Consider the following 27,000-nt stretch of genomic DNA (forward strand, 5'->3'; position numbering starts at 1 on the left):
ATGGTACGGTCTCCGCGTGACCAGCACACCTGACGACGCCACCGGGCAACGGGACCGGCTGCTGGCCGCACTACGGGCGCACGGCACCGTCTTCGCCGAGCTGGGGCGGCTCTTCGGCGCCCGGGCCGGCCTGCACACCACCGACGCGAGCGCCCTGGTCGAGATCCTCTCCGCCCAGGACCGTGGCGCACCGCTGACCCAGGCCGCCCTCGGCAGCCGTGTCGGTCTGACCGCGGGCGCCACGTCGTCACTGCTCAACCGCCTGGAGCGGGCGGGTCACGTGATCCGGGTGCGAGACAGCACGGACCGGCGGGTCGTCACCCTGCGCGCGGCCGACGGCGTCGACGCACTGGTCGACCGCTTCTTCGCACCGGTGGTCGACCGTGTCGACGCCATGCTGGCCGGCTACTCCCCCGCAGAGCTGGCGCACGCCGAGCGGTTCCTCACCGACTACGTCGCGACGATGCACCGCTTCATCGAGGACCTCGACCGACCGGCGTAGCGCTCGCCTCGGCACCGGCCGCCGGTTCCCGGCCCGGACCGGCGGCGTACTGCGCGGATCCGGGGTTTGAAACGCGATCCAGTTGTTAGGCTCACCGCTTGTGACCAGCGCTGATAACACTCCGGAGTTCAACCGCTTCGGACCGTGGATCGACGAGGTCCGGACCGTCGACGAGCTACCGCGCCTCTATCGCGGGGCCGGGATCGATCCCTCGGCGTACCGGCGGGTGCTCAAGGTGCCCCGGGACATCGAGGGACGAAACACCCACCCCACCATGCATCTGTACGACTACCTGCTCGCCGTCAACGAGGAGACGTTCACCGTCCTCGCCCGCCGCGACGAGGCCTACTACACGGTGCACGTCCCCCTCGACCGGATCTCGGCGATCGTCGACAGCGTGCGCCTGCTCAACGGCCGCCTGACCGTGCACACCGTCGACGGCCCGGTCGTCACCGTGGTGTACAACGCCTCGGCGAGCGCTCCGATCCGCGAGTTGATGTTCCTGCTGCGCCGCTGGTATCTCCCGGAGAGTCTGCCGGTCGCCGCCGAACCGCCCCGTGGCCCGGCCCCGACCCTCGACATCGCCGACACCGGCCTGCTCACCGACTACGAGCGGCTGATCGCCGAGGAGCCGGGTATGCGCCTGGTCAACATCGCCGGCCGCCAGGTGGTGAACCCGCTGAACCGGCCGGACCGGCTGCGCGGCGGCCAGTGGCCGACCACCCTGCACGCCTCGATCACCGTGGCCGACCACCGGGAGGTCCAGATCATCCACCGGCGCGACTGGTTCACCGGTAACGGCGACAAGCTGTCCCTGGCCCGGAGCGTGCTGCCCAAGGCCAGGATCACCGACATCCGGGTCACCCCACATCAGCGGTACGCGAACGTGCACGTCCTGACCATCCAGGCCGGGGCGACCCGCCTGGAGTTCCCGCTGGCCGCCGGGCCACTGGTCGAGGCCAGTCTGGCCGGCGACACGGTGAGCATCTAACGGCCGTACGCCTCCAGCAGCCGCAGCCACACCTCACTGACCGTCGGGTACGCGGGAACGGCGTGCCACAGCCGGTCCAGTGGCACCTCGCCGACGATCGCGATGGTCGCGGCGTGCAGCAGGTCCGCGACGTCCGGCCCGGCGACGGTGAATCCGACGATCACCCGCCGGTCCTCGTCGACGACCATCCGGGCCCGGCCCCGGTAGCCGTCGGCGTGCAACGCGGAACCGGCGACCGCGGCCAGGTCGTGGTCGACGACCCGGATCCGCAGGCCGGCGGCCTCGGCGGCGGCCGCGGTCAGGCCCACCGCGGCGATCTCCGGGTCGGTGAAGACCACCTGCGGTACGGCACGCTCGTCCGCGGTCGCCACGTGCCGGCCCCACCGGCCGTCGTCGACAGCCGCCCCGTGGGCGCGGGCCACGATCACGTCACCGACCGCACGGGCCTGGTATTTGCCCTGGTGGGTGAGGAGCGCACGCCGGTTGACGTCACCTGCCGCGTACAGCCCGCCATCCCCGTCGACGACCCGCATGGTGTCATCGACGGTGAGCCACGAACCCGGTTTCAGACCGACCGTCTCCAGCCCGATGTCCCCGGTGTTCGGGGTCCGGCCGATCGCGACCAGAACCTCGTCGACTTCGACCCGGTCGCCGTCGTCGAGCTCCAGGTGGACCGTACCGTCGCCGTCGCGTTCGACCGATCTCACCTCTACGCCGGTGCGGACGGTGACTCCGGCCTCCCGCAGCGACGTCGTGACCAGCTCACCGGCGAACGCCTCGACCTGTGGCAGCACCCCGTCCCGGACGAGCACCGTGACCTGGGCACCGAGGCTGGCGTAGGCGGTCGCCATCTCGGTGGCCACCACTCCCCCGCCGATCACCGCGAGCCGGGCCGGGACCGTGCCGGCGGCGGCCGCGTCCCGGCTGGTCCAGGGTGCCGCCTCGCGCAGCCCCGGAATGTCCGGCAGCAGCGCGCTGCTGCCGGTCGCGACGACGACCGCATGCCGTGCGGCGAGGACCGTGGTCGCGCCGTCGTCGCGGGTCACCTCGACGGTCAGCCGGCCGCTGATCCGGCCGTGGCCGCGGTGCAGGGTGATCCCGGCCGAGTCGAGCCAGGCGACCTGCCCGTCGTCCTTCCAGTTCGAGGCGAACGCGTCCCTTCGGGCCAGCACCGCGGCCACATCGAGGTCCCCGGTCACCGCCTCCCGCGCTCCCGGCAGCGCCCGCGCCGCCCGCAACGCCGCCGAGCTGCGCAGTAGCGCCTTGGTCGGCATGCACGCCCAGTATGAGCATTCACCGCCGACGAGTTCGCGTTCCACGATGGCGGCCGTCAGGCCACCCTTGACGACCCGGTCGGCGACGTTCTCCCCGACCGGTCCGGCGCCGAGCACGATCACGTCGTACGTCTGGTCGGTCACTGTTTCTTCGCCTTTCGTCGTGCGGCCGGGCACGAGCTCGCCGTGCCCCATTGTCAGTCTCCCTTCGCGGCGCGACCGAGGCGGATGGCCGCGACCAGGAAGAAGATCGCGCCCGGGATGGCGTAGCCGGCCGCGTTGGCCAGTGACGGCGCGGCGGCCGAGGCGGACGCGACGAATGAGCCGCCGGCCAGCACGGACAGGCCGCCACTGAAGATCATCGGCCACTGGCCGCCCATCTTGCGGCGGCTCACCCCGACGAGCAGCTGGATCACACCGGCGACGATCGCCCAGGCACCCCACACCCGCAGCATCGCCGGCGCGCCGGAGGCACCGGCCACGGCCAGGCCGATCGCGGTGAGCGAGCTGACCGCGATGTTCAGGTAGAGCAGGGTCGGCGAGCCGGTGCGGCGCGAGGCGCGGGCGTCGACGATCGCCGCGGCCACGTCGAACAGCGGATAGAGCACGAAGAGCGCGACGGTGAGAGGGCTGATCTCGTCGGCGACCGCGGTCGTCACACCGGCCCAGACGATGGCGAACGCGAACCTGACGAAGTACAGCCGCCGCAGGGCGGCGGCCGTCGTCGAGATGCCGGGGGCGGTAACGGTGGTCATGGCAGTCCCTCACAGGTAGAACGAACGTTCTGTCTCGACCAAAGATGACGGGCGCTCTACCTCATGTCAAGACCGAACGTTCTATCTCTCAGCGCGGCTATGATCGGCCGATGACGACTTCCGAGGCCCGGCTCCGGTTGCTGACCACCGCGAGCGGGATCTTCTACGCCGAGGGCATCCACTCGGTCGGCGTCGACCGGATCATCGCCGAGGCCAAGGTGACCCGGGCGACCTTCTACCGCCACTTCCCGGGCAAGGAAGACCTGGTCCTGGCCTATCTCCAGGCCGCCGACCAGGCCATCCGCACCCAGGTCGAGACGGCCGTCGTCCCCGGCGCGCCAGCCGGCGACACCGTCCGGGCCATCGCCGCCGCGATCGCCGAAGGCATCGGGTCACCCGGCTTCCGCGGCTGCGCCTTCCTCAACGCGGTCGCCGAATACCCCGACCCGACCCACCCGGTGCACCGGGCCGTCCTCGCCCACCGCCAGTGGTTCCTAGACACGATCACCACGCTGATGACCGATCTCCAGGCCACCAAGGCCGACAAGGCCGCCCAGCACTTCGTCATGCTCCGCGACGGCGCGATGGCCGCCGGATGCCTCTTCGACCCGGCCCTGATCTGCGAAACCTTCCTCCGCGGCGTCGACGGCCTGGTCGAAATTCACGGCGGCACGCGAGTAGCCTGACCCCGCTCGGGCGCTCCCCCGAAAAAACTTCGACGCCCGATGCAACCGTACCGAGGAGGTGTTGGTCCTTCCTTGGACGGGCGCCGACGACGGGGACGAGCGCTGACGACGGGGAGGGTGAGTGGAGGCTGAGGACGCGGTACGCCAGGCGTACAAGGCCTATTACCGGCGGCTGGTGACGCAGGTCTTCGGTCTCGTCGGTGACCTCGCCGAGGCCGAGGACGCCGTGCACGAGGCGTTCGCGCGGGTGCTCGCGTCACCGCGGTCCTTCCTGCGCGCCGACGACGCCGAGCGGTGGCTGCGGGTCGCCGCGCTCAATGTGGCCCGCACCCGCTACCGGCGGCGGTGGCTGTTCGACCGGCTGGTCCGGTCCGGCCGGGTCGACGTCACCCCGGAGTCGGTGCCGGGCGTGTCCGGTGACCGGGTGGCGCTGGTCGCGGCACTGCGGCAACTCGCCCGCCCGACGCGGGAGGCGGTGGTGCTGCATCATCTGGCCGACCTCTCGGTGGCCGAGGTCGCGGCCACGCTCGGCGTTCCGGTGGGCACGGTCAAGGCGAGACTCACCCGGGGCCGGGCCGCGCTGGCCGCCTTCCTCTCCGACGACCAGCCGGTCTCACTGCCTGAGGGGGTACGCCATGCGTGAACCACAGTTCGACAGGCTGCGGTCGGAGGTCGCCGACGCGGTACGCCAACCCGAGTTCAGCACCGTCCAGGCGCGGGCCGGTAAGGTCAGGCGCCGGCGGGCCGCCACGACGAGCGCCGTGTTCCTGGTGACCGTGCTGGCCGCAGCCAGTTTCGGATACACCGTGCAGAACTCCCCGCCGGACTACGGCTCACTCGATCCGATTCCCGAGGTCACCTGCACGCAGGATTGCAGCTGGCCCTGGATAACGGCGTCGGCGAGCACCGGCTCCGAGCTCTACGGCCTCGTCGTCACCTGCCAGGACTGCGACTCCGAGCTGTACGTGTCGTCGGACGACGGCGGCTCCTGGCAGGCGCGCAGTGTACCGCCCGCACCGGGCGACGTACCCACTCCCCGCGAGGTGACGCTGACCGCGCCGGGTCCCGGGCTTCTCGTCTGGAGCGAGCGCACGTTCACCGGGGGCGTGGTCGAGACGCAGAGCACGGGCGGCCCGACCGCCGGCCCGACCGCGCCCGCCTCGATCCTCAAGACATGGATCAGCAGGGACGGCGGCAAGAACTGGATCCGGCCCGAGGCCACCACCGAACCGACCGGCGCCGTTCCGGCGGGCGCCCGGCCGGTCGACTGTGACCTGGTGGAGGCCCCGGACTGCAAGGTCGGGGTACTCGACCCGGCCAGCGGCCGGTTCAGCCCCTTGGCCACCCAGCCCACCGGCATCACCGTCGAACCCGGGTGGAGCGATCGGGTCAGGGTGCCGATCAGCGACCGGCTCTGGGTGTCGGGACTGGATCCGGTCACGGAGAAACCGGCGGTGGCGACCAGTTCCGACGCGGGCCGAACCTGGAAGACCCATGTCTTCACCGATGGCGCGGTGATTCCTGCCGGCAACGGATGGCCGGCCTCGATGTTCGCGCCCAAGATCGCGGCCGGCCCCGATGCGACGGCGTACGTCGTCACCCAGGGAGACGACGGGTTCAGGTCTCACTACACCGCCGACGGCGGTGCGACGTGGCAGACGGGCCAGCTCATCGAGCGCGCCCGGGCGTGGCCGGGCTACGTCACCGCCGACGGCGCACACATCGTCCCGACCGACCAGGGAGCCGTCACCGCCCACGGCACCGGCCGATACACCCAGGTCACCCTGTCCGGCATGCCCGAAGGCGCGATCCGGACCGTGGAGATCACGACCGGGCAGGCCGACCTGCCGTACCTGATGCCCACGTCGGGCGCTGAGGCGTACCTCTCGAAAGACGGTATGACCTGGCAGCAGGTCCGCCTCCCCTAACCCCCCACCGTCACACCGCGTAGCGGACCGGCCGTAGGCCGCGTCCGGCCGGCGGCGTGCGCCCGAAAGGCAGGACCCGATCGTGAGTGTCTTATCCGCGCACCGGACGGCCACCGTCACCGAACCGCCCCGCGACGACCGGCGAGTGGCCGGGCTGGACGGTATCCGAGGCCTGGCCGCCCTCTATGTCGTGGTGCATCACTGCTGGCTGCTGGCGTTCCCCGGCTACCCGGCCAACACCGGGCCGGCCTGGCTCGGCTGGCTCATACACGGACGGCTCGCGGTTGTCGTGTTCATCGTGCTGTCCGGGTTCTCGCTGGCCATCGCCCCGGCCCGGAACGCGTGGCGCCTCGGCGGAACCAGACGGTACGCGTGGCGGCGGGCCCGACGGATCCTGCCCGCCTACTGGGCGGCCCTGATCGGCAGCGCCCTCATCGCGACGCTCGTCCCGTACCTCCCGCACAGCGAACCGCCGACCTTCGGTTCGTTCGCCGTCTACGCCCTGATGCTGCAGGACGCCGTCGCGGCGCCCGCGCCGAACGGCGCGTTCTGGTCGATCGCCGCGGAGGCCGGCCTGTACCTGATCTTCCCGCTGATCCTGCTGGTACGGCGACGGGCCGGCGCGATCGTGACGATGGCCGTGGTGACCGCGCCGGTGGTGCTGGCCGGACTGGTCTTCCCGGAGCTGTCGACCGGGTCCCGGGCGGTCGGTTACACCCTGGAGCTGGCGCCGCTGTTCGCCGCCGGGATGCTCGCGGCCGGGGTGGTCACGGCCGGTGACCGGATCCGGCGGCTGCCCTGGCTGGGCATGTCGGTGCTGGCCGGGACACCGGTGCTGGCCCTGATCGCGATGCGGGGATCGGTGTGGACGATCACCAACTACTACTGGGTGGATCTCGCCGTGGGTCCGGCCATCGCCCTGTTCCTGGCGGCGGTGGCCACCGGCCGGATGACCCGGTTCCTGAGCAGCCGTCCGTTGCAGGCGCTCGGCGACTTCTCGTACAGCCTCTACCTGATCCACATGCCGTTGGTCGCCCTGGTCAGCACGCTGGTCGTCAAGCCGTACACCGGCCCGGGGTTGCTCGGCTTCGTCGTCACGGCCGTCATCGTGGTGCCGTTGTGTCTGGTGGCGGCCCGATTGTTCGCCGCCGTCTTCGAGAAGCCGTTCCGGTCCTACAATGCGTGATCATGGCGACCGAAGTGCTGATCGGGGCGGTGACCTGCCCGTCCGGGCAGCTGGTGATCACCGACGGCGGCTACCTGGAGATGTGGTCGGGTGCTCGGGTGCCCGACGACGAGGACCATCCGGCGACCGACTTCGAGGTGGTCGGCCCGGATGCCGAGGCGGCCGCGGAGTCCTTCGACAGGCAGACCGGCACCCGGCTGTACGACATTCCGGCGCACGCCACCGCCGAGTTCGTCGCCGAGTTCGACGAACACTGCCGCGCGCACCGGCACCGGGCGAGCCTGCGGCCGTTCGAACAGCAGGTCCCGCATCGGGAACGGGTCCGGCACGCGGTCGAATCCCGGGAGCCCGAGTTCATCGTCATGGGTGTGCCGGTGCTGCCGATCGAGGTGCCGGCCGACCGACCACTGCCGGTGACCGCGGTCCCGGCCTCGCATGGCTGGCGGTCGATGCGGATCGGCTTCAGCGACGAGCCGGTGGCCGACTCGTGGGTGTTCGGCGAGCTCGGCATCGATCACGCCCGTTTCGTCTTCGCCGACGCCGACGCGCTGAACTCGTGGGAGCACGTCCTCCCCCTGGACGGCCTGGCCGACCTGGTGCTGTGGGGTATCGACGAGGAGCGGATCGCCACCGAGTTCGAGGTGCCGCGACTCGACGACCCCGAGGCCCGTTACGGCTGGACGGACCTGCCGGTCGAGGACGCCTACCAGCGGGCGCTGGCCCTGGAATCCCGCCGCGAGGAGCCCGGCGCACCGCGATTCGCCGCCGATTTCCGCCCACACTCACACCACTGGCAGGTGATGCGGGCGGTCCGGGCCGCCGAACATCAGGCAGGCGTGATCCGGGTGGCCGGCGCCGACATCATGATGGCGATGACCTCGATCGGCGACGGTTTCTTCCCGGTCCACCTGGACGTGGACGCCGACGGTCTCCCGGTGGCCCTGCGCATCGAGATCACCGCCGAGGACTGACCGTCACCGCTACCGCCTTTCGACGTCGCGGGCCAGGCCGCGCAGCGTGGCGGCGAAACCCGCGCGGCCGATCAGTGTCACCAGCGGCCCGGCGTAGCGGGTGAGGCGACGTGGGGAGACGGTCACGTCCTCGATCCACTCGACCCGGCAGCGGAGGGCGGGAAGGGGCGTCACCGAGAACGCGGCGCTGCCGTGCACGACCCGGCCGTGTTTGGTGATCTCGCAGCGGCCGGGCGGATCACCCGGGTCGTCGCCCCCGGGTGGCTCCCACGTCACCACGGTCATCGGGTCGTCGAAGCCCAGCGGGCCCACCCCGGTCCGGGCGACGAACCGGGCGCCGACCCCACCTGCCCGCTCGCCCTCGACCCGGAGGACGGTCAACGGCACCCAGTCACCGTGCCGTGGCCAGTCGACGAGCGTCTCCCACGTGGCGGTGGCCGGCGCGCGCACATCTCGGCTCACGGTGAATCGGGGCATCGGTGACCTCTCCTGCCTTCTGGTGAGGATCACGCTACCGGTGGGGTAAGACATCCGCGTGGATCATGTGCGCTTGCGTTTCGACGGCTGGATCGCCGGGCTGGGCACCGTCCAGGGCACCCGGCTGGTGGTCGGGCACTGGCCGGATTCGCCGTTCGGACCGGTCACCGACGTGATGATCGAGGAACCCGGCGGGCGTCGCCTGCTGCTCGCCGAGACCGGCGAGCTGGCCCGGTTCGTCGCCGAGACCTACACCTTCGACGAGGTACGGGTGGTGCCGATCACCGTCGACCGGGCACCACCGGCGTGGACGGTGACCGCCGGGCCGCTGCGGCTGCGGTTCACCACGGGCGGCCGGGGCGTGCTGGGCCGGCTGCTGCACGCCGTCCCGCCGCCGCTGGCCCGGAATCTGTGGTGGGTGCGGCTGATCGACCTTCCGGCCCGGCTGTTACCGGGTGTCCGCACGCACGGCAGCGCCGGCAACGGCCGCCGCGAGTGGTACGCCGTCCGCGACCTGCACACGATCACCACCGCCGACGCGGTCCTGGACGGTCTCGACCTCGGCCGGCTGGCCCCGGTCGACCCGCCGGTCCGGTTCGGCTTCGGTTCGGCCCCGCGTTCCCCGTCGCTGGCCCGCATCACCACCACCGTGGAGGTTCGGTCAGGCGACCAGGAACGTTCCTGACATGAAGACGACCAGGAAGACCGCGTGCAATCCGATCCCGAACGTCATCACGACCCGGTCGACCAACTGGTGGGAGCCCATCCGGGCCAGGACGAAGAAGATCGCCACAGCCTCCATCGAGTAGCGGGCGGCCGACTGCATCGACCGGCCGCCGACCTCGGTGGACAGCAGCATGAACAGGGTGATCGCCCCTTGCACCACCAGATAGACCTGATCCCGACGGAACCGCCACCGCCCGGTGAGACAGAGGACGAGCAGCACCACCGCGACCAGGGCGGTCCCGGCGTCGAGGATCGCGCCGATCGTGGCCGGGTGCTGCAGCCGGTGCCCGAGACCCTGTTCGATCGCGGTCAGCCAGGCCCCACCGGGGATCGTGTACTGCCGCCCCCACTGATCCTGGGCGATGCTGAAGGCGAACGGGCTGCCGAGATCCACCAGGCAGTAGACGCTGTAGGCGACCACACCGAGCGGCACCAGGGCGATCCCGAGCACGTCGGCCCGCACGGCCCGCGGCCGCCAGCCGATCTGCCGCAGGTATTCCACCGCGAGCGGCAGCATGAGCAGCACCCCGAACAGCCGGGTGGCCGACGACAACGCGCCGAGGGCACCGGCGAGCCACCAGTGTCCGCGCCGCCCGGCGTAGAGCACACCCAGCGCCAGCAGCAGGAAGAGCGACTCGTTATAGCCGATGAACAGGTAGAACCCCATCGGGAAGGCGGCCAGGTACCAGGTGGCGCGCTGGGCGACCGCCGGGCCGAACTCGTGGTCGGCCAGCCGGTGCAGCATGACCAGCGCGCCCCAGGCGGCGAGGTTGGCCACCAGCAGGGCGGCGATCAGCGGGCCGCCCGGCACGATCACGTCGAAGGCGCGAATCAGCAGCGGGTAGAGCGGGAAGAACGCGGGGAACCCGGGGCCGATGTGGTAGCCCTCCTCGGCGATCCGCACGTAGTGCCCGGCGTCCCAGCCGTTCCAGGCGAGGGCGATCGACCACAGGTCGGGGGTGCTCTCGCCCATCCGGGGCAGCCGGGCCACCGCGCTGACGGCCAGGTGCAGGACGGTCATGACGACCCAGACCGCAGATCCGGTGCGGTACGCCGTCCGCCACGGCCGAAGCACCGGTGCCGGTGCGCTCACCGGCCGGGGTGGTGCGAGGGTCAGAGTTTCCACGCCGCGCCTCCGTTGCCGGCGGTCTCCATCAGCGGGCGGCCCGGGGTGGCCGAGTCGAAGGTGACCACGTAGGGCGGTCGCCCCTGGAGGGTGGTGAAGATCCGGGCCACGTATTCACCGAGCAGCCCCAGGCAGAGCAGTTGCAGCGCGCCCACGAACATCACCGCCACGACCATCGAGGTCCAGCCGGGGACGACGGTGCCCCACAGGTAGGCGGCCAGCGCGCCCCCGCCGATCAGCAGGCACAGTGCGATTCCGGCGGTGCCGAGCCAGGTGGCGACCCGCAGCGGGGCGGCCGAGAAGCCGGTGACGCTGTCCAGAGCGAGCCGGATCATCTTGCCGAGCGGGTACTTGGAGCGGCCCGCGGCCCGTCGTTCGCGGGTGTAAGTGACCTTGCCGCTGGGCAGGCCGAGCCACGGCACGAGCAGGCGGTGGACCGGCTGGTGCTCGGGCAGTCCGGTGAGCGCGTCGACCGCGTTCCGGGAGAGCAGTCGGAAGTCGCCGGCGTTGTGCGGGACGTTCTGCCCGACGACGCGGCGGATCATCCGGTAGTACATCCCGGCGGTCCACCGTTTGAACGGGCTGTCGGTGCTGCGGTCGGCGCGTACCCCGTGGACCACGTCGAGGCCGGCGCCCTCGGCCAGCCGGAGCATCTCGCCGATGGTCTCCGGCGGGTCCTGCAGGTCGACGTCGATGCTCACCACGTACTGTCCGCGGGCCCGGTGCAGGCCGGCGGTGAGCGCGTTCTGGTGTCCGCTGTTGCGGCGCAGCCGGACGACGCGCAGTTGTGGCCACTGTCGGCGCAGGCCCTCCAGGACGACCGGGGTGGCGTCGCGGCTGCCGTCGTCGACGGTGAGGACCTCGTAGGTCACGCCGAGCCCGTCGAGGACCGGCCGCATCCGCTCCGCGAAGAGCGGTAGCACGTCCTCCTCGTTGAACACCGGAACCACCACCGACAGCCGTGGTACGGAGACGTCCATGTGTGCCCCTCACTCTCATGATCGTCGCGGCGGGGAGAAGGTTGACCTGCGAGGCGATCGAAGTATGGCCATGTCGGGGTGGGGTGGCACGTTCCTGGGAGACCCGCGGAGATCTGCCTCTCAATCGGCGATGAGCTGCCATCCGAGGCGCCTCGGCATCCGTCTGGGGAACCCGGTCGCGTAACACGGCGGACACAGTATTGAAGTGGGAGCGCTCCCATGTAACGATACTGGTCACTGTCTTACGAGTGGGGCCGCCGCATGTTGAAGAAGCTCGCCACCGTCCTGACGGCCGCCGCGCTCGGCGCCGGTGTGCTGTGGGCCGCCGTACCGTCCGATGCCGCCGCCGCACCCCATCGCTACGGCGAGGCGCTGCAGAAATCGCTGCTCTTCTACGAGGCCCAGATCTCCGGAAAGAAGCCGGCCTGGAACCGGGTGTCCTGGCGCGGCGACTCGGCGATGACCGACGGCGCCGACGTGGGCCGGGATCTGACCGGCGGGTGGTACGACGCGGGCGACCACGTGAAGTTCGGCCTGCCGATGGCGTTCACCACGACGATGCTCGCCTGGGGTGCCGTGGAGAACCGGGAGGCGTACGCGAACTCCGGGCAGTTGACCCACCTGCTGAACAACCTGCGGGTGCCGAACGACTACTTCATCAAGGCGCACCCCTCGGCCGACGTGCTCTACGGGCAGGTCGGCAAGGGCGACGACGACCACAAGTGGTGGGGGCCGGCCGAGGTCATGCCGATGGCGCGTCCGGCGTACAAGATCGATGCGACCTGTGGCGGCAGCGAGCTGGCCGCTGAGACGGCGGCCTCGATGGCCGCCTCCTCGATGGTCTTCCGCCCCACCGACCCGCAGTATGCCGACACCCTGCTCACGCACGCCAAGCAGCTGTATTCCTTCGCCGACCGGGTCCGCAAGAGCTACCACGAGTGCATCACCGACGCGACCGCGTTCTACCGGTCGTGGAGCGGCTACGCCGACGAGCTGGTCTGGGGCGGCATCTGGCTGTACCGCGCCACCGGCGACGCGTCCTACCTGGCCAAGGCCGAAGCCGGTTACGACGCACAGGGCAACGAGAACCAGACCACCACCAAGATGTACAAGTGGACGATCTCCTGGGACAACAAGCAGTACGGCAACTACGTGCTGCTGTCCCAGCTGACCGGTAAGCAGAGGTACCTCGACGACGCGAACCGCTGGCTCGACTGGTTCACCGTCGGCGTCAACGGCGAGAAGGTCCGCACCTCACCCGGCGGCATGGTGGTCGTCGACTCGTGGGGCGCGCTGCGCTACGCCGCCAACACCGCGTTCGTCGCGCTCGTGCACAGCGACCACCTCACCGACGCGACACGCAAGCAGCGCTACCACGACTTCGCGGTGCGGCAGATCGACTACGCCCTCGGCGACAACCCGCGCAGCTCCAGCTACGTGATCGGGTTCGGCGACGACTCCCCCGAGAACCCCCATCACCGTACGGCGCACGGCTCCTGGTGGGACAGCCAGCAGGTGCCGGTGGAGACCCGGCATGTGCTGTACGGCGCCCTGGTCGGCGGCCCGTCGTCGCCCGACGACAAGTACACCGACAGCCGTGGCGACTACGTGATGAACGAGGTCGCCACCGACTACAACGCCGGGTTCACGTCGGCGGTGGCCCGGCTCTACGGCGAGTTCGGCGGGGCGCCGCTGACCGGCTTCCCGGTCGCCGAGACGCCGGACATCCCGGAACTGTCGGTCGAGTCGACGATCATGCAGAACGAGACCCGCTCGACGGGCGTCAAGGTGATCGTCTACAACAAGTCGGCGTTCCCGGCCCGCGCGCTCACGGCCGGTAGGTTCCGCTACTACTTCACCCGCGACGACAACTCGACGTTGCAGGTCAGCTCGCCGTACACCCAGGGTTGTCCCGGGCCGACCGCGGCGAAGCAGCATTCCGGCGACGTCTGGTACGTCGAGGTGGACTGCACCGGCTACCCCATCGCCCCGGCCGGGCAGTCGGCCCACCGGATGGAGGTGCAGCTCAAGATCGGGGTCGCCGAGGGCGGCGTGTGGAACCCGGCCAACGACCCCTCCTACCAGACGGCCTCCGGCCTCAACCCCACGATTGCGCTGTACGACGGAACGACGCTCGTGTGGGGTGCGGTGCCCGGCGGATCATCTCCTTCGCCGTCACCCTCCGCCTCGGTCTCCGTCCCGCCGTCCCCGTCCCCGTCGGTGTCGGTGTCCCCCTCGGTGTCGGTGTCCCCGTCGCAGTCGCCTGCCGCCGGGTGCCGGGTCGCCTACACGACGAACGACTGGGGTTCCGGCTTCACCGGGAACGTGACGATCACCAACGGACCGGTCGCGGTCAACGGGTGGACGCTGACCTTCGGATATGCCGCCGGTCAGAAGATCTCGCAAGCGTGGTCGGCCACGGTGACCCAGTCCGGGACCCAGGTGACGGCCACCAACACGTCCTGGAACGGCAGCCTGCCGGCCGGTGGCACGGTCAGCTTCGGCTTCAACGCCACCCACACCGGCAGCAACCCGGCGCCCGCCGCGTTCACGCTGAACGGGACGGTCTGCGCCAAAGCCTGAGCCACGGCCGTCGGCAGTGGACGGGGCGGGCCGGGCCGGCCGCCCCGTCCACCATCGCCGGCGATTCTCGCGTTCGGGCCGCTCAGCTCGTCCTGCTCGGTGACGGGGCGGGGCGCCGGCCGTCGGGCTTCGGACCGTGGCCGCCCGGGCCTCGCTTACCTTCGGTGACGGTCGTCAGGTCGGCGCTCACCTCGAAGTGCACCCGCTCGCCGCCCTTGGTGCCGAGCACGTGATAGGCGCCGTCCGGGCCCTTGACCACACGCGACACGGTGACACCGGTGTCCTTCGCGGTCACCGCGGCGGTCACCTTCGCCGCCTCGTCGCCGGTCACCTCCGTACCGCCGCCGAATCCGCCGCCGGGACCGCGGCCCGGACGCGCCTCACGCTCGGTGACGGTCTTGAGGTCCGCGCTCACCTCGAAGCCGATCCGCTTACCGTCCTTGGTGCCGACGACGTGGTACGAACCGTCGTCGTCCTTCAGCACGCGGGCCACCGTGACGGCACTGTCCTTCGCGGTCACCGCGGCCGTCACCTTCGCCGCCTCGTCGCCGGTCACCTCGGTGTGCTTGCCGCCGTGCCGACCGTGACCCTCGCCTTTACCGCCCGGCCGACCGTGACCGTCGCCCTTGCCGCCCGGGCCGTCCGCCGAGGTGCTCGGCGTGGGGGTCGCCGGAGCGGCACTGGCCACGGCGGCGCCTCCGAGGGCCAGACCACCGGCGGCGACGGCGCCTACGGCGAGCACACCGATCTTCTTCACGGACACGGGAGACTCCTCAGGCTGAAAGGGGCGGACTCGTCTGTCCGCAGCGTCGCCGAACCACCTGTCAGGAACCTGTGGCCGTCATGGGTGCGGGCTGGCGATTTGACGGGCAATTACGATTGCCGATGCCGTCGAGAGCAGAGGAAACCCCGTTGCCCAAGTCATACACGTCGATTGTCCTAGCCACGCTCCTGCTCGCCGGCCTGGCCGGATGCACGAACGGCGAGCCGAAGTCCGCGCCGTCGTCGCCCGCCGCGTCCATTCCGCCGTCGCCCGCCGCGTCCACACCCTCGTCGCCCGACCCGTCATCGTCGGCACCGGCCACCGCCGGGTCTCCGCCGGTCGCGGCGGCCTTTCCGTTGACGGTCAGCCGCCAGGGCGGTTTCGCCGGAGTCGACGATCATGCCGAGATCGCGGCCGACGGCTCGGTGACCCTGACCGGCGGCGGCAAACCGGCCGAGAAGACGTCCCTGCCCGCCGCCTCCGTCGAGAAGCTCAGCCGGTGGGTCACCTCCCCCGAGTTCACCGCCGGTTCCGGCAAGTCGGATCTGCCGGTCTGCAACGACGGCTTCGAGTACAAGATCGCGACCGCGGCGGCATCGGTGACCGTGCACGACTGCGGCCGGCCCCACGGGGAGCCGATCGACAGCATCCTCGCCATCGTGACGCCCCTGTTGAACGCCTGACCGCCCGCCGCCCGCCGCCCGCCGCCCGCCGCCCGCCGCCTGCCGCCGTCCGGATGCAGGGCGGCCTCACCCATGCCCCACCCGCCAGTCGGCCTTACGCGCGCTGCACGGCGGGCGCTTCTCACGGCGGGCGGAAAGGGGTGGAATCGCTATGTTGTGATCAATTCATGGGACTCGACTTCGAATGCCTCACCGTCCGTCTGGACAACGAGCCGATGCGACGGATTCGCGCCGACCCGGCGCTGTGGGCGGTGGTCGAGGACCAGCCCCCGTTCTGCGGACCCTGGCCCGGCGAAGAGCTGCCGGAGATCACCCGGCGGCTGCTGGCCGTGCTTCCCGAGGACACCCGCCGGAACCATGACTTCTTCGGAAGCCGGAACCACTCGCAGGCCGAATACCTGCTGGACCCGGTCGCCTATCGCACCGAGCGAACCCGGCAGCAGGCCGAGCAGACCCGCGCTCACCAGGCGATCTTCGGCGCGGAGGTCTTCGCTGCGCACGCCCGGAGCGGCCAGGGCATCACATACCGGTGTTCCACCGCGGCCCAACTGACCGACGCCGTCCGATTGATCGACGAACTGGACGTCACCGTTGCCCGCCGGGAGTTCTCCGTGGCAGAGATGTCCGACCTGGCCGTCTACAAGGTCCACCGCGACGAAGACGACGACCAGAGCTTCGACCGCAACCTGCACGACCTGCGCGCCTGGGCCGACCACTGCCGTACCGTCGCCGCCGAGGGCCTGGACCTGATGATCACCCTTTACTGACTCGAGGGAGGAGCCATCGTGACCACGGTCGTGCCGGTCACCGTCACCGATCCCACGTTCGAGCAGGTGGCCGCACTGTTCGACGACTATCGGGCGCACTACGGCCGGGCGCCGTCCCCCACGGCCACCCGCGCCTGGCTGCAGGATCAGCTCGCCGACCGCCGGATCTCGGCGGCCGCCGCCGTCCGGGCCGGCCGGGTCGGCGGTTTCATCACGGCCCTGGTGACACCGGCGTCGCTGATGCTGGGCTCGGTGTGGTCGATCCGCGACCTCTACGTGGCACCCGAGCATCGCCGGATCGGCATCGCGAGCACCCTCCTCGAGCACGTCGTCGACAGCGCCCGTGCCGCCGGCGCACTTCGCGTGTCACTGCAGACCGAGACCGTCAACACCCCGGCGCTGCGGCTCTACACCGACTTCGGTTTCCGCCCGGTCACCGGCCTGGAGTTGCTCAACCTGCCGCTCGACCCACGGCGTCCGGAGGCCACCGGATAGCTACCGATCCGTCTTGCAGGCGACGCGGTCACCAGCGCCGGACAGACTCCGCACGGATCACCGCCCGATGTCGCGGTGCTGGTGTCGGCGGGTCGAGGCTAAGGGAATGGACGGGGTACTTCGACCCAGTTGTCGTCGACGTATGCGCAGTAAAGGACGAACGCCAGAATGGCGACGAATTCGTTCCGGTAGGAACCCTCGCGGAGGCGGGTGACCAGGTCGTAGGCAGCCTCCCGGCAGTCAATTCCCAACTGCCCCATCGGTACGGTGTGCGCCGGCCAGTCGAGGTGTTCCGCCACCCAGACAGCGAACGGCCGATCCGGGTCCTCCTCGGTCCAGACCTCGTCATCAGGGTCATGCCAGTAGGCGTCGAGCAGCATGGTCGCCAGCCTTCGGGTGAACCGTTGCCAGCGATCCTTACTGTCTCTCGCCAGAAGCCCGTCGACGATTTCGGCGGCAAGGGCCTCGCATCGGCGCCCCAGGCGATCGGCGAAGTCCAGCTTTCCGGGAACCGCCACCTCTACCGCGAACCCCTCGAACCAATGGTTGAAGGGCAGATCTGGATCCTCGGCATCATGGACGTCTTCGTCCGCACGATCCCCCGGCACAGACGATGACGCTAGCCCATTCCCGACCCGGTCAAGGCGGGAATGCGCGCACCGACAGATCCACTGCCCGGGACGCATCGGCACCAGCGGCAGGGGCTGGATCCTGCCGGTGAAGCTCTCGGCTCCTTCGTCGGCGGTGCGGACGTAGCGGTTTCGCCGAAATGCACGTTCATCTATATTTGGGAGCGCTCCCATTCCCGTTCCCGAGGAGGCATCCCCCATGCGTCTCCGTTCTGTGCTCACCGTCGCGGCGGTTGCCGTCGCGTCCGGTGGGATCGTCGCCGGGCTGCACGTCCCCGCAGCCCAGGCGGCCACCGTCTGTTCCGTCGACTTCACCGTCAACCAGTGGGCGACCGGGTTCACCGCGGACGTCAAGCTCACCAACACCGGACCGGCCGTCACGGCCTGGACCCTCGGCTGGACGTTCGGTGGTAACCAGACCATCTCCAACGGCTGGAACGCGCAGATCAGCCAGTCCGGCACCAGGGTGACCGCGGCCAACCTGGCCTGGAACGGCTCGCTGGGCACCGGGGCGGCGACGTCGTTCGGGTTCCAGGCGACCTACTCCGGCACCAATGCCAAGCCGACCGACTTCACGCTCAACGGCGTCTCCTGCGCGGGCGACGTGCCACCGTCCAGCCCGGCACCGTCCAGCGCGTCCCCGAGCCTGTCCACGTCCACCTCGACCGGGCCGACGCCGAGCTGCGGAACCGGGATCCGCTGTGACGGTTTCGAGAGTCAGGCCGCCGGGACCCCGGGCGGGGACTGGGCGGTCACCTACCCGGACTGCCAGGGCGCCGGCGCGGCCACCGTGGACAAGGCCGTGGCGCACAGTGGCAGCACGTCCCTGCGGGTGAACGGGGCGACCGGCTACTGCAACCACGTCTTCGTGCGGAACACCGCGATCCTCGGCGACGCCACCTACGTCCGGTACTGGGTGCGGCACACCACCGCCCTGCCGGCCTCGCACATCACCATGGTGGCGCTGAAGGACGCCAACGACGGCGACCGTGACCTGCGGTTCGGCGGGCAGAACGGCGCACTGCAGTGGAACCGGGCCTCGGACGACGCCACCCTGCCCGAGCAGAGCCCGGCCGGGGTCGCCCTGTCCCGCCCGCTGCCGGTCGACTCGTGGAACTGTGTCGAGTTCAAGGTGAACGGCGCGGACGGGACGATGGAGACCTGGCTGAACGGCGTGTCGGTGCCGGGCCTGCTCCAGGACGGGGTGGCCACCCACGACATCGACGGCCAGTGGCTGAACCGCACCTACCGGCCGCGACTCACCGACCTGAAGCTGGGCTGGGAGAGCTACGGCGAGGGTTCGGACACGCTCTGGTACGACGACGTGGCGGCCGGCTCCTCTCGGATCGGCTGCTGAAACACGACCCGCAGGCGCTGGGCGGAGGGTGCGAGCCGGTAGGCCGGCAGCACCCCCTGCCCGCACGACGCCGTACCGACCCCGGAGGCCGCCGCGTCCACCGAGATCCACGTGGACGTGGCGGCCGGCAGTTCGTGATCGTGCGCGGTGGCCGCGACCGTCTCCCGCGACCACGGGCGCACGGTCAGCGGCACGTCGACGCCACGCACCCGCAGGCCGGTCCCGCCGACGTCGATCAGCGCGTCGTCGATCCGGCGGGCGCCGTGCTCCTGCGGCCGTACCGTGCGGACCGCGTAGGAGTCCCGGTCGGCGGTGAACGTGCCGTAGCGGGCGCCCTGCCCGGTGTCCGGGTACTGCGGGCCGGGCCCCCAACCGGTCCAGGTGACCTGCGTCGTCGGCCGGTCGAGGCGCAGGTCGAGACCGGCCCGGGCCCATCCGCACGGCCACTGCCCGTAGGGCGCGATGGTCAGATCCAGTGCGAGCGCGTCGCCGTCGCTGGTCCAGCGCCAGGTCACGTCCACCCCGGCGTCGATCACCGGCGGGCCGCTGCGGGTCCGCACGACCAGCTCGGGACCGTCGGCGGTGATGTCGATCAGGCGGGTCCGCAGGTCGTCGAGGCGGGCCGCGGCCCAGCGTTCGGCCATCGACGGCAGATCGTGCTCCTCCCAGCCGCGACCGCGATCGTTCTCGGTCGGCGCCCGCCACAGGCCGACCGCGACGTCGTGCAGGTCGAGGTCACCGAGCCGTACCGGCATCCCGGTCCGCGGATCGAAGACGGCCGGTCCCAGCCGCAGGTCCGGCGACGGCGCCGCGGTCGCTTCCACCGAAACCCGGGCGCGCGGCGGGACGTGCTGCGCCCAGGCCACCTCATGCCCGAGTTCCCGATCACGCAGAACGACGTTCAAATGCCGGGTGGGTACGGTGACCGAAGCGCCCGCCGGGACATCAGGCAGGGGGAAGTCCGCCTCCAGGTGCGACAGGTCCAGGCTGTGGTAGCGGTTGACGATCGTCAGCGTGGACCGCTCGGCGTCGATGGTCAGCTCGACCGGCGCGAACACCCGGGCCACGTCGGCGAGCCCGGGGCCGGGCGTCTTGTCGGCGTGCACCAGCCCGTCGATGACGAAACTGCCGTCGTGCACACGTTCGCCGAAGTCGCCGCCGTAGAGCTGGACGGTCCGCCCGTCCTCAGTGGTCCCGCCGTGCAGCGCGTGCTCCACCCACTCCCAGATGAACCCGCCGGCCAGCCGTGGATGGCGGTGGAACAGCTCCTGGTACTCGCTGAGCCCGCCGGGCCCGTTGCCCATGGCGTGCGCGTACTCGCACAGCAGGAACGGCAGCCTGCGCCGGTGCTCGTCCTCGGGTTCGGTGCCGGCGCCGATCCGCTCGACCTCGTCGGTGGTGGCGTACATCCGCGAGTACACGTCGACGTGCAGCGACCGGCGATCACCCTCGTAGTGCACGAGCCGCTCCGGGTCGCGCTGCTTGGCCCACTGGGCGATGGCGTCGAGGTTGGCGCCGGTTCCGGCCTCGTTGCCGAGCGACCAGAAGAGCACGCTGGCGTGGTTCTTGTCGCGTTCCACGGTGCGGCGCATCCGGTCGGCGTAGGCGTCGCGCCACTGCGGGTCGTCGCTGGGGTTGCCGCGCCAGGCGTTCATCTCGAAGCCGTGCGTCTCCAGGTCGTTCTCCACCATCACGTACAGGCCGAGTTCGTCGGTCAGGTCGAGGAAGTCGGCCTGTGGCGGGTAGTGCGACGTGCGTACCGCGTTGATGTTGTGCTGTTTCATCAACAGCAGCTCACGCCGGGCGGTGTCGAGGTCGACGGTCCGGCCGTGCAGCGGGTCGTGTTCGTGCCGGTTGACGCCGCGCAGCAGCAGCGGGCGGCCGTTGAGCATCAGGGTCGCGTCGTCCACGTGCACCGTCCGGAAACCGGCGCGCAGGGTGACGACCTCCGACTGGGTGTGGACGCGTACGGCGTACAAGAAAGGGGTCTCCGCGGTCCAGGGGGAAACGGACCGGAAGTGATGGGACTGCCCCGCGCCCAGGTTTTCGGCGCCGAGAGCCGGGACGTCGACGGTGACCACCGCATCGCTGTCGACCTCGACCCGCAGCGTGCCGGAACCGTCGCGGTGGTCGTAGGCGGCGTGCACGAAGACGTCCCGGATGCCGCCCGCGGGCCGCGCGAGCAGGGTCACGCTGCGGAAGATGCCGGGCATCCACCACATGTCCTGGTCTTCGAGATAGCTGTGCGCCGACCACTGCGCCAGCCGCACATCCAGCACGTTGGTCCCCGGGCGCAGCACCGCGGTGGTATCGAATTCGGTCGTCAGGCGGCTGCCACGCAGGGTGCCGAGCTCCACGCCGTTGAGCCACACCGTCGCGGCGCCGTCGACACCCTCGAACCGCAGCACCGACGGGTGGGCCAGCACCGCCGGGTCGGCCTGGAACTCCAGCCGGTGGTCGTGGACCGGATTGTCGTCGGGCGGGAACGGCGGGTCGACCGGGAACGGGAACTGCACGTTGGCGTAGATCGGCGAACCGTGGCCCTGCAGGGGCAGATGGCCCGGTACGCGGATCTCCGACCAGCCGCCGTCGGGATGCCTGCGCACCTGCCAGACGCCGTCGAGCGGCTGCCGGGGCGCGTCGGAACGCAGGTGGGCGCGGGCGGGCAGACCGCCGCGGCCCGGCTGTGGGGAGGCCAGTTCGGTGCGAAACGATGTCACGGGTACATAGTCTTTCGTGATCAACGCCAGACGTGAAGGAGTTCGAGAGTGACCCGTGCCCATCTCACACTGCACCCGTCGTTCGCGGTCGGCCCGGTCGACCGGCGGCTGTTCGGTGGCTTCGTCGAGCATCTGGGCCGGCACGTCTACGACGGCATCCACGAGCCGGAGCATCCCACGGCCGGGCCGGACGGGTTCCGCCGTGACGTGATCGAGCTGGTCAAGGAGCTGGGCGTCACCACGATCCGCTACCCGGGCGGCAACTTCGTCTCCAACTACCGGTGGGAGGACGGCGTCGGCCCGGCCGCCGAGCGTCCCCGCCGGCTCGACCTGGCGTGGCACTCCACCGAGACCAACCAGGTGGGGCTGCACGAGTTCCAGGACTGGCTCGACCTGGTCGGCAGTGAGCTGATGCTGGCCGTCAACCTCGGCACCCGCGGTGTGCCGGAGGCTCTCGACCTGCTCGAATACGCCAACGTGCCGTCCGGGACCACCCGCTCCGACCAGCGCCGGGCCAACGGGCGCGAGGAGCCGTTCGGCGTCACCATGTGGTGCCTCGGCAACGAGATGGACGGCCCGTGGCAGGTCGGGCACCGCAGCGCCGACGACTACGGCAAGCTCGCCTCCCAGGTCGCAAAGGCGATGCGGCTGGTCGACAACCGTCTCCGGTTCGTGGTGTGCGGCTCGTCCGGCCGGAACATGCCCACCTTCGGCGCGTGGGAACGCACGGTGCTCGAGCACACCTACGACGACGTCGAGTACATCTCCTGCCATGCCTACTACCAGGAGACCGACGGCGACCTGGGCAGTTTCCTCGCCTCCGGGGTGGACATGGCCGCCTTCATCGAGGAGGTGGTGGCCACCGCCGACCACGTCCGGGCGGTCAAACGCTCCGAGAAGCGCATCCAGATCTCGTTCGACGAGTGGAACGTCTGGTATTTCACCCGCTGGAACGCGCAGGAGGGCAAGTTCACGATCGACGACTGGCCGGTCGCGCCGCGCCTGCTGGAGGACGTCTACACGGTCGCCGACGCGGTCACCGTCGGCGGGCTGCTGATCACCCTGCTCAACCACGCCGACCGGGTCACCTCGGCCTCGCTCGCCCAACTGGTCAACGTGATCGCGCCGATCATGACCGAACCCGGCGGCCCCGCCTGGCGGCAGACCACCTTCTTCCCGTTCGCACTGACTTCGAGATCGGCCGGGGGTACGGCACTCGCGGTCAACCTCGACGCCGACACCGTCACCACCGGCCGGTACGGTGACGTGCCGGCGGTGGCGGCGGCCGCCACCGTCGACGACCACGGCACGGTCCAGCTGTTCCTGCAGAACCGGGACACCACCGGCGCGGCCACCGTGACCGTCGACCTGACCGGCTTCCCCGCGCGCTCGTCGGTCACCGCGACCGGCATCTGGGACGACGACCCGTACGCCGCGAACACCCTGGCCGAACCGGAGCGGGTCACCCCGCGCCGCAACGACACCGCCCGGCTCTCCGGCGACGTCCTGACGATCACGCTGCCGGCGGTCTCCTGGACCCGGATCACCGTGGCCTGAGCCCTCAGCATCACCCGGAACCGGCCGATGGGGAGATGTCGACCGTCCTCCGGGAGGATGCGGTGAAAGGTGGCTACCGGCGCTCCCTCGTCCGGACGGTGTGCTTCGCCCTGGTCTACGCCGCCGCCTGCTACGCCGGGCGGCGGCTCGTCCTGATCGGCAACCACAACCTCGCCTGGCCCGCCGCCGGGGTGGCGGTGGTCTGGTTCTGCGCACACCGCCGGGCACCCACCCGGCGGCTCGACATGCTGTTACTCGCCCTGATCCTGGGCGCGGTCAACTGGTGGACCGGCACCAGCCCGGCCGTCGGTGTGGTCGCCGGGCTGGTCGGGCTGGTCCAGGCGCTGGTCTTCCTCCGACTGCTGGGCCATTGGAGCCCGCAGCTGTGGGGCGCCGGCGGCGACGCACCGCTGCGCTCCCCGCGGGATCTGTGGGCGCTGCTCAAAGCCGGGTTCGCGGCGACCATCGCGGCCAGCGCGGTCAGCCTGGTGGGCCGCTGGCTGGTCACCGGCGCCCTGCCGCTCACCGTCACCACCATGTCGGTGGCCCGGCACACCGCCAGCATCCTGGTCCTCGGGTCGGCCGGGATCTGCGCGGGCGCCGCCCTCAGCCGCGGCCGGCGACCCGGCCGGGTGCCGCCCCGACGGATCGCCGAGATCGCCGGAATCGGGGTCCTCAGCATCGCCGCGCACCTGGCCGTCTTCGCCTACGAGCAGCAATTCCCGATGTCGTTCGCGCTGCTCGCGATCACCGTGCTGGTCGGGGTACGGCTGTGCACCCCATGGGTGCTGCTGCACAACCTGGTGGTCAGCGTCGTCGCGCTGCGCTACACACTCGACGGATACGGCCCGTTCGCCCACGTCGACGACGTGCCGCTACGCGCCGTGGTGGTGCAACTGTTCGTCGCCCTGGTGGCCCTGGTCGGCCTGGCCCTGGCACTGGCCCGAGAGGAACGGCAGGCCCTGCTGACCGCCCTCGCCCAGGAGAAGGAACAGGTCAAACACCACGCCGACCTGCTCACCGCGATCATCGACTCGATGGCCGACGGCCTGGCCGTGATCGGCCCGGACGAGCGGGTGACGCTGCGCAACCCGGCCGTCGCCGACATGCTCACCTTCGATGACGTCGACCTGGCCCGCCTCCGCGGGCTCACCAGCGCCGACCTGGCGGTCCACCACCCGGGCGAACCGGAGAGCCGGATCCTCCGGGTGACCGCCACCGCGCTGTCCCACCCCGACGGCAGGGACAGCGCGGTGCTGCTGTTCCACGACGTGACCGCGGAACGGCGGCACCGCGACGAGCTGACCAGCTTCGCGGGTGTCGTGGCCCACGATCTGCTCAATCCGTTGACCAGCGTCGACGGGTGGACGCTGGCCGCGATGGAGTCACTGGAGGGCGTGCCCGACCATCCGGCGGTGGGTGAGGCGTACAACGACCTGACCCGGGTCGCCCGGTCGTCGGCCCGGATGCGCGGCCTGATCGACGGGCTGCTGTCCTACGCCACGGCCCGGGAGGCGATGGTCTGCCCGGCCCCGGTCGATCTGGCCGAGGTGGTCGCCGACATCGCACTGGCCCGGGCCGACGCGGCGGTGGCCTCGGGAGCACCGACGCCCCGGTTCGCGATCGGGCCGCTGCCCCCGGTCCAGGCCGACCCGGTGCTGCTCCGGCAACTGCTGGACAACCTGATCGGCAACGCCATCAAGTACACCGCGCCCGGGGTGCACCCCGCGCTGCGGATCACCGCCTCGAAGGACGAGGCGATGGTCACGGTCCGGATCGTGGACAACGGCATCGGCATCCCGGCCGGTCAGCATGAGGCGATCTTCGGCAACTTCCACCGCGCCCACCTCGGCGGCGACTACCTGGGCACCGGGCTCGGCCTGACGATCTGCAAACGGATCGTCGAGCGGCACGGCGGCACGATCACCGCCGACGACGAGCCCGGTGGCGGCTCGTGCTTCACCTTCTCGCTACCGATGCGGTCACTGGCGGCTGGAGTTCGCCCACAGGTTGATGCCTGACTCGGTGGCGTACTTGTCGATCTCGGCCAGCTCGTCGGCGGTGAACGACAGGTTGTCCAGGGCGGCGACATTGGTCTCCAGCTGGCGCACGCTGCTGGCGCCCAGGACCGTGGAAGTCATCCTCGGGTCCCGTAGCGCCCAGGCGATCGCCGTCTGGGCCAGGCTCTGACCACGGCGCTCGGCGATCGTGTTCAGCGCCCGGATCTTCTCCAGGTTCTCGTCGCTGAGCAGGTCGGTGCTCAGCGACTTGTCGGCGCCGGCCCGGGAGTCCTCCGGCACACCCTTCAGATACCGGTCGGTCAGCATGCCCTGTGCCAGCGGCGAGAACGCGATACAGCCGGCGCCCACCTGCTCCAGCGTGTCCAGCAGGCCGTCCTCGATCCAGCGGTTCAGCATCGAGTAGGACGGCTGGTGGATCAGCAGCGGTGTGCCCAGGTCACGCAGGATCGCCGCGGCCTCGGCGGTCCGCTCCGGCGAATACGACGAGATGCCGACGTAGAGCGCCTTGCCCGCCCGGACCGCCGCGTCCAGGGCACCCATCGTCTCCTCGAGCGGCGTCTCCGGGTCGAAGCGGTGCGAGTAGAAGATGTCGACGTAGTCCACGCCCATCCGCTTCAGCGACTGATCCAGCGAAGCGGTCAGGTACTTGCGGGAACCCCAGTCGCCGTACGGGCCGGGCCACATGTCGTAACCGGCCTTCGTCGAGATGACCAGCTCGTCGCGGTGCTGCCGGAAGTCGGTGGCCAGCACGCGGCCGAAGTTGAGCTCGGCCGACCCGTACGGCGGACCGTAGTTGTTGGCAAGGTCGAAATGGGTGATGCCGAGGTCGAACGCCCGGCGCAGGATCGCCCGCTGGGTGTCCAGCGGCTTGTCGTCGCCGAAGTTGTGCCACAGGCCGAGAGAGACGGCGGGCAGCTTGAGGCCGCTGCGCCCGCTACGGCGGTATTCCATGTCGTTTCCTCTTCGGTTACGGAAGGACGGCCAGGTCGTCGGCGGTCAGTTCGAGCGTGTCGGCGGCCAGGGAGTCGATGATCGTCTCCGGGCGGCTCGCGCCGGGGATCGGGATCGACACCGGGGACTTCGCCAGGTGCCAGGCCAGGCACACCCGCTGCGGGCTCACCCCGTACCGCTCGGCGACCTCGGCGAAGGCCCCGCCGAGCGAACCGGCCGCCCGGATGCCGCCCAGCGGCGACCAGGGCAGGAAGGCGATACCCAGCTCGGTGCAGAGCTCCAGCTCCGGCTCCGACGACCGGAACGCCGGCGAGAACTGGTTCTGGACCGACACCAGCCGCCCACCCAGGATCTCCTGAGCCTGGCGGATCTGCTGCGGGTTCGCGTTGGAGATGCCGGCCAGGCGGATCTTCCCGGCGTCCAACAGGTCCCGGATCGCGCCGATCGACTCCTCGTACGGCACCTTCGGGTCCGGCCGGTGATGCTGATAGAGGCCGATGGCGTCGACGCCGAGCCGCTTCAGCGACGCCTCGCAGGCCTGCTTCAGGTAGTCCGGTGACCCGTCGACGGTCCAGCTGCCGTCTCCCGGGCGCAGGTGCCCGCCCTTGGTGGCGACCAGCACACCCGAGGTGTCCCCGCCGTAGGCGGCGAGCGCCCGGGCGATCAGCGACTCGTTGTGGCCGACCTCGTCCGCGCCGATGTGGTAGGCGTCGGCGGTATCGATCAGGGTCACACCGTTGTCCAGCGCGGCGTGGATGGTGCGGATCGAGCGGTCCTCGTCCGGCCGGCCCTCGATCGACATCGGCATGCCACCGAGTCCGATCGCGCTGACCTGCACGTCACCGATGCGACGGCTCTGCATGGGTTCCTCC

General features: G+C 70.7%; 25 protein-coding genes. 15 read left to right on the top strand and 10 right to left on the bottom strand.

Going from position 1 to position 27,000, the window contains the following annotated elements:
• Positions 1–16 precede the first annotated feature (16 nt).
• Together Q0Z83_RS24425 and Q0Z83_RS24430 are read left to right on the top strand one after the other, a co-directional pair.
• Positions 17–502, top strand: coding sequence for a MarR family winged helix-turn-helix transcriptional regulator (locus Q0Z83_RS24425; RefSeq protein WP_317796309.1), 486 nt, complete (start codon positions 17–19; stop codon positions 500–502).
• 100 nt (positions 503–602) lie between these two features.
• Positions 603–1,493, top strand: a complete 891-nt coding sequence (locus tag Q0Z83_RS24430) for a hypothetical protein (protein WP_317796310.1) — start codon at positions 603–605, stop codon at positions 1,491–1,493.
• Here the strand turns inward: Q0Z83_RS24430 and Q0Z83_RS24435 are convergent.
• Together Q0Z83_RS24435 and Q0Z83_RS24440 are read right to left on the bottom strand one after the other, a co-directional pair.
• Complete coding sequence (locus Q0Z83_RS24435) at positions 1,490–2,911, bottom strand: dihydrolipoyl dehydrogenase family protein (protein WP_317796311.1); 1,422 nt, start codon at positions 2,909–2,911, stop codon at positions 1,490–1,492. The two genes, Q0Z83_RS24430 and Q0Z83_RS24435, sit on opposite strands and share 4 nt — an antisense overlap.
• A gap of 53 nt (positions 2,912–2,964) precedes the next feature.
• Positions 2,965–3,522: a hypothetical protein gene (locus Q0Z83_RS24440; protein WP_317796312.1), complete on the bottom strand. Its 558-nt coding sequence runs from the start codon at positions 3,520–3,522 to the stop codon at positions 2,965–2,967.
• 110 nt (positions 3,523–3,632) lie between these two features.
• On the opposite strand from Q0Z83_RS24440, the gene Q0Z83_RS24445 reads away from it, so the two are divergent.
• The 5 genes from Q0Z83_RS24445 (at position 3,633) to Q0Z83_RS24465 (ending at position 8,293) form a co-directional block, all read left to right on the top strand.
• Complete coding sequence (locus Q0Z83_RS24445) at positions 3,633–4,208, top strand: TetR/AcrR family transcriptional regulator (RefSeq protein ID WP_317796313.1); 576 nt, start codon at positions 3,633–3,635, stop codon at positions 4,206–4,208.
• Positions 4,209–4,329: 121 nt separating this feature from the next.
• The gene (locus Q0Z83_RS24450; protein WP_317796314.1) at positions 4,330–4,851 is read left to right on the top strand and encodes an RNA polymerase sigma factor; all 522 of its coding nucleotides are present in this window, start codon (positions 4,330–4,332) and stop codon (positions 4,849–4,851) included.
• Positions 4,844–6,136: a hypothetical protein gene (locus tag Q0Z83_RS24455; protein ID WP_317796315.1), complete on the top strand. Its 1,293-nt coding sequence runs from the start codon at positions 4,844–4,846 to the stop codon at positions 6,134–6,136. The genes Q0Z83_RS24450 and Q0Z83_RS24455 overlap by 8 nt, the downstream gene beginning before the upstream one ends.
• Positions 6,137–6,218: 82 nt before the next feature.
• Entirely contained in the window at positions 6,219–7,322 is a 1,104-nt protein-coding gene (locus tag Q0Z83_RS24460) for an acyltransferase family protein (RefSeq protein ID WP_317796316.1), read from the top strand.
• 2 nt (positions 7,323–7,324) lie between these two features.
• Positions 7,325–8,293, top strand: coding sequence for a hypothetical protein (locus Q0Z83_RS24465; protein ID WP_317796317.1), 969 nt, complete (start codon positions 7,325–7,327; stop codon positions 8,291–8,293).
• A 9-nt stretch (positions 8,294–8,302) separates the two neighbouring features.
• Here Q0Z83_RS24465 and Q0Z83_RS24470 read toward each other — a convergent pair whose 3' ends face one another.
• Positions 8,303–8,770 carry an SRPBCC family protein gene (locus tag Q0Z83_RS24470; protein WP_317796318.1) on the bottom strand — a complete coding sequence of 156 codons (468 nt, stop codon included), beginning with the start codon at positions 8,768–8,770 and terminating at the stop codon, positions 8,303–8,305.
• A 58-nt stretch (positions 8,771–8,828) separates the two neighbouring features.
• Here Q0Z83_RS24470 and Q0Z83_RS24475 point away from each other — a divergent pair, with 58 nt between their 5' ends.
• On the top strand, positions 8,829–9,455 hold the full coding sequence (locus Q0Z83_RS24475) for a hypothetical protein (protein ID WP_317796319.1): 627 nt from the start codon (positions 8,829–8,831) through the stop codon (positions 9,453–9,455).
• On the opposite strand, the gene Q0Z83_RS24480 is transcribed toward Q0Z83_RS24475, so the two are convergent.
• Entirely contained in the window at positions 9,432–10,622 is a 1,191-nt protein-coding gene (locus Q0Z83_RS24480) for a mannosyltransferase family protein (protein WP_317796320.1), read from the bottom strand. The genes Q0Z83_RS24475 and Q0Z83_RS24480 overlap by 24 nt on opposite strands.
• Positions 10,610–11,602, bottom strand: coding sequence for a glycosyltransferase family 2 protein (locus tag Q0Z83_RS24485; protein ID WP_317796321.1), 993 nt, complete (start codon positions 11,600–11,602; stop codon positions 10,610–10,612). The genes Q0Z83_RS24480 and Q0Z83_RS24485 overlap by 13 nt, the downstream gene beginning before the upstream one ends.
• A 261-nt stretch (positions 11,603–11,863) precedes the next feature.
• On the opposite strand from Q0Z83_RS24485, the gene Q0Z83_RS24490 reads away from it, so the two are divergent.
• Positions 11,864–14,185 (top strand): glycoside hydrolase family 9 protein, encoded by a 2,322-nt coding sequence (locus Q0Z83_RS24490; RefSeq protein WP_317796322.1) that lies wholly within the window; start codon positions 11,864–11,866, stop codon positions 14,183–14,185.
• An 82-nt stretch (positions 14,186–14,267) separates the two neighbouring features.
• On the opposite strand, the gene Q0Z83_RS24495 is transcribed toward Q0Z83_RS24490, so the two are convergent.
• Entirely contained in the window at positions 14,268–14,948 is a 681-nt protein-coding gene (locus Q0Z83_RS24495) for a hypothetical protein (protein ID WP_317796323.1), read from the bottom strand.
• 149 nt (positions 14,949–15,097) lie between these two features.
• On the opposite strand from Q0Z83_RS24495, the gene Q0Z83_RS24500 reads away from it, so the two are divergent.
• The 3 genes from Q0Z83_RS24500 to Q0Z83_RS24510 all read left to right on the top strand — a co-directional run bounded on the left by Q0Z83_RS24500 (position 15,098) and on the right by Q0Z83_RS24510 (position 16,893).
• Positions 15,098–15,631, top strand: a complete 534-nt coding sequence (locus Q0Z83_RS24500; protein ID WP_317796324.1) for a hypothetical protein — start codon at positions 15,098–15,100, stop codon at positions 15,629–15,631.
• A gap of 167 nt (positions 15,632–15,798) precedes the next feature.
• A complete protein-coding gene (locus Q0Z83_RS24505; protein ID WP_317796325.1) occupies positions 15,799–16,398 on the top strand; it encodes a DUF1877 family protein in 600 nt (199 codons plus the stop codon).
• An 18-nt stretch (positions 16,399–16,416) separates the two neighbouring features.
• Positions 16,417–16,893, top strand: a complete 477-nt coding sequence (locus tag Q0Z83_RS24510) for a GNAT family N-acetyltransferase (protein WP_317796326.1) — start codon at positions 16,417–16,419, stop codon at positions 16,891–16,893.
• Between the two features lie 98 nt (positions 16,894–16,991).
• On the opposite strand, the gene Q0Z83_RS24515 is transcribed toward Q0Z83_RS24510, so the two are convergent.
• Positions 16,992–17,501 carry a hypothetical protein gene (locus tag Q0Z83_RS24515; protein WP_317796327.1) on the bottom strand — a complete coding sequence of 170 codons (510 nt, stop codon included), beginning with the start codon at positions 17,499–17,501 and terminating at the stop codon, positions 16,992–16,994.
• 220 nt (positions 17,502–17,721) lie between these two features.
• On the opposite strand from Q0Z83_RS24515, the gene Q0Z83_RS24520 reads away from it, so the two are divergent.
• Entirely contained in the window at positions 17,722–18,879 is a 1,158-nt protein-coding gene (locus tag Q0Z83_RS24520; RefSeq protein WP_317796328.1) for a cellulose-binding domain-containing protein, read from the top strand.
• Here the strand turns inward: Q0Z83_RS24520 and Q0Z83_RS24525 are convergent.
• Positions 18,810–21,599: a glycoside hydrolase family 2 TIM barrel-domain containing protein gene (locus Q0Z83_RS24525; protein ID WP_317796329.1), complete on the bottom strand. Its 2,790-nt coding sequence runs from the start codon at positions 21,597–21,599 to the stop codon at positions 18,810–18,812. The two genes, Q0Z83_RS24520 and Q0Z83_RS24525, sit on opposite strands and share 70 nt — an antisense overlap.
• A 48-nt stretch (positions 21,600–21,647) precedes the next feature.
• Between Q0Z83_RS24525 and arfA the strand changes: the two genes are divergently transcribed.
• Positions 21,648–23,156 (top strand): arabinosylfuranosidase ArfA, encoded by a 1,509-nt coding sequence (gene arfA, locus Q0Z83_RS24530; protein WP_317796330.1) that lies wholly within the window; start codon positions 21,648–21,650, stop codon positions 23,154–23,156.
• A 35-nt stretch (positions 23,157–23,191) separates the two neighbouring features.
• On the top strand, positions 23,192–25,177 hold the full coding sequence (locus tag Q0Z83_RS24535) for a sensor histidine kinase (protein WP_317796331.1): 1,986 nt from the start codon (positions 23,192–23,194) through the stop codon (positions 25,175–25,177).
• Here the strand turns inward: Q0Z83_RS24535 and mgrA are convergent.
• A complete protein-coding gene (gene mgrA, locus Q0Z83_RS24540) occupies positions 25,139–26,128 on the bottom strand; it encodes an L-glyceraldehyde 3-phosphate reductase (RefSeq protein WP_317796332.1) in 990 nt (329 codons plus the stop codon). The two genes, Q0Z83_RS24535 and mgrA, sit on opposite strands and share 39 nt — an antisense overlap.
• 16 nt (positions 26,129–26,144) lie before the next feature.
• Positions 26,145–26,990 (bottom strand): aldo/keto reductase, encoded by an 846-nt coding sequence (locus tag Q0Z83_RS24545; protein WP_317796333.1) that lies wholly within the window; start codon positions 26,988–26,990, stop codon positions 26,145–26,147.
• Positions 26,991–27,000 lie beyond the last annotated feature (10 nt).

Origin of the sequence: Actinoplanes sichuanensis, assembly GCF_033097365.1 — a bacterium.
Taxonomy (GTDB): domain Bacteria; phylum Actinomycetota; class Actinomycetes; order Mycobacteriales; family Micromonosporaceae; genus Actinoplanes; species Actinoplanes sichuanensis.

Bases quoted from the DNA above. Each gene is read 5' to 3' on its own strand.
- Q0Z83_RS24470 (WP_317796318.1), bottom strand. From the start codon at position 8,770: ATGCCCCGATTCACCGTGAGCCGAGATGTGCGCGCGCCGGCCACCGCC.
- Q0Z83_RS24490 (WP_317796322.1), top strand. From the start codon at position 11,864: ATGTTGAAGAAGCTCGCCACCGTCCTGACGGCCGCCGCGCTCGGCGCC.
- Q0Z83_RS24505 (WP_317796325.1), top strand. From the start codon at position 15,799: ATGGGACTCGACTTCGAATGCCTCACCGTCCGTCTGGACAACGAGCCG.
- Q0Z83_RS24445 (WP_317796313.1), top strand. From the start codon at position 3,633: ATGACGACTTCCGAGGCCCGGCTCCGGTTGCTGACCACCGCGAGCGGG.
- Q0Z83_RS24485 (WP_317796321.1), bottom strand. From the start codon at position 11,602: ATGGACGTCTCCGTACCACGGCTGTCGGTGGTGGTTCCGGTGTTCAAC.
- Q0Z83_RS24545 (WP_317796333.1), bottom strand. From the start codon at position 26,990: ATGCAGAGCCGTCGCATCGGTGACGTGCAGGTCAGCGCGATCGGACTC.
- Q0Z83_RS24440 (WP_317796312.1), bottom strand. From the start codon at position 3,522: ATGACCACCGTTACCGCCCCCGGCATCTCGACGACGGCCGCCGCCCTG.
- mgrA (WP_317796332.1), bottom strand. From the start codon at position 26,128: ATGGAATACCGCCGTAGCGGGCGCAGCGGCCTCAAGCTGCCCGCCGTC.
- Q0Z83_RS24455 (WP_317796315.1), top strand. From the start codon at position 4,844: ATGCGTGAACCACAGTTCGACAGGCTGCGGTCGGAGGTCGCCGACGCG.
- Q0Z83_RS24465 (WP_317796317.1), top strand. From the start codon at position 7,325: ATGGCGACCGAAGTGCTGATCGGGGCGGTGACCTGCCCGTCCGGGCAG.
- Q0Z83_RS24520 (WP_317796328.1), top strand. From the start codon at position 17,722: ATGCGTCTCCGTTCTGTGCTCACCGTCGCGGCGGTTGCCGTCGCGTCC.
- Q0Z83_RS24535 (WP_317796331.1), top strand. From the start codon at position 23,192: ATGTCGACCGTCCTCCGGGAGGATGCGGTGAAAGGTGGCTACCGGCGC.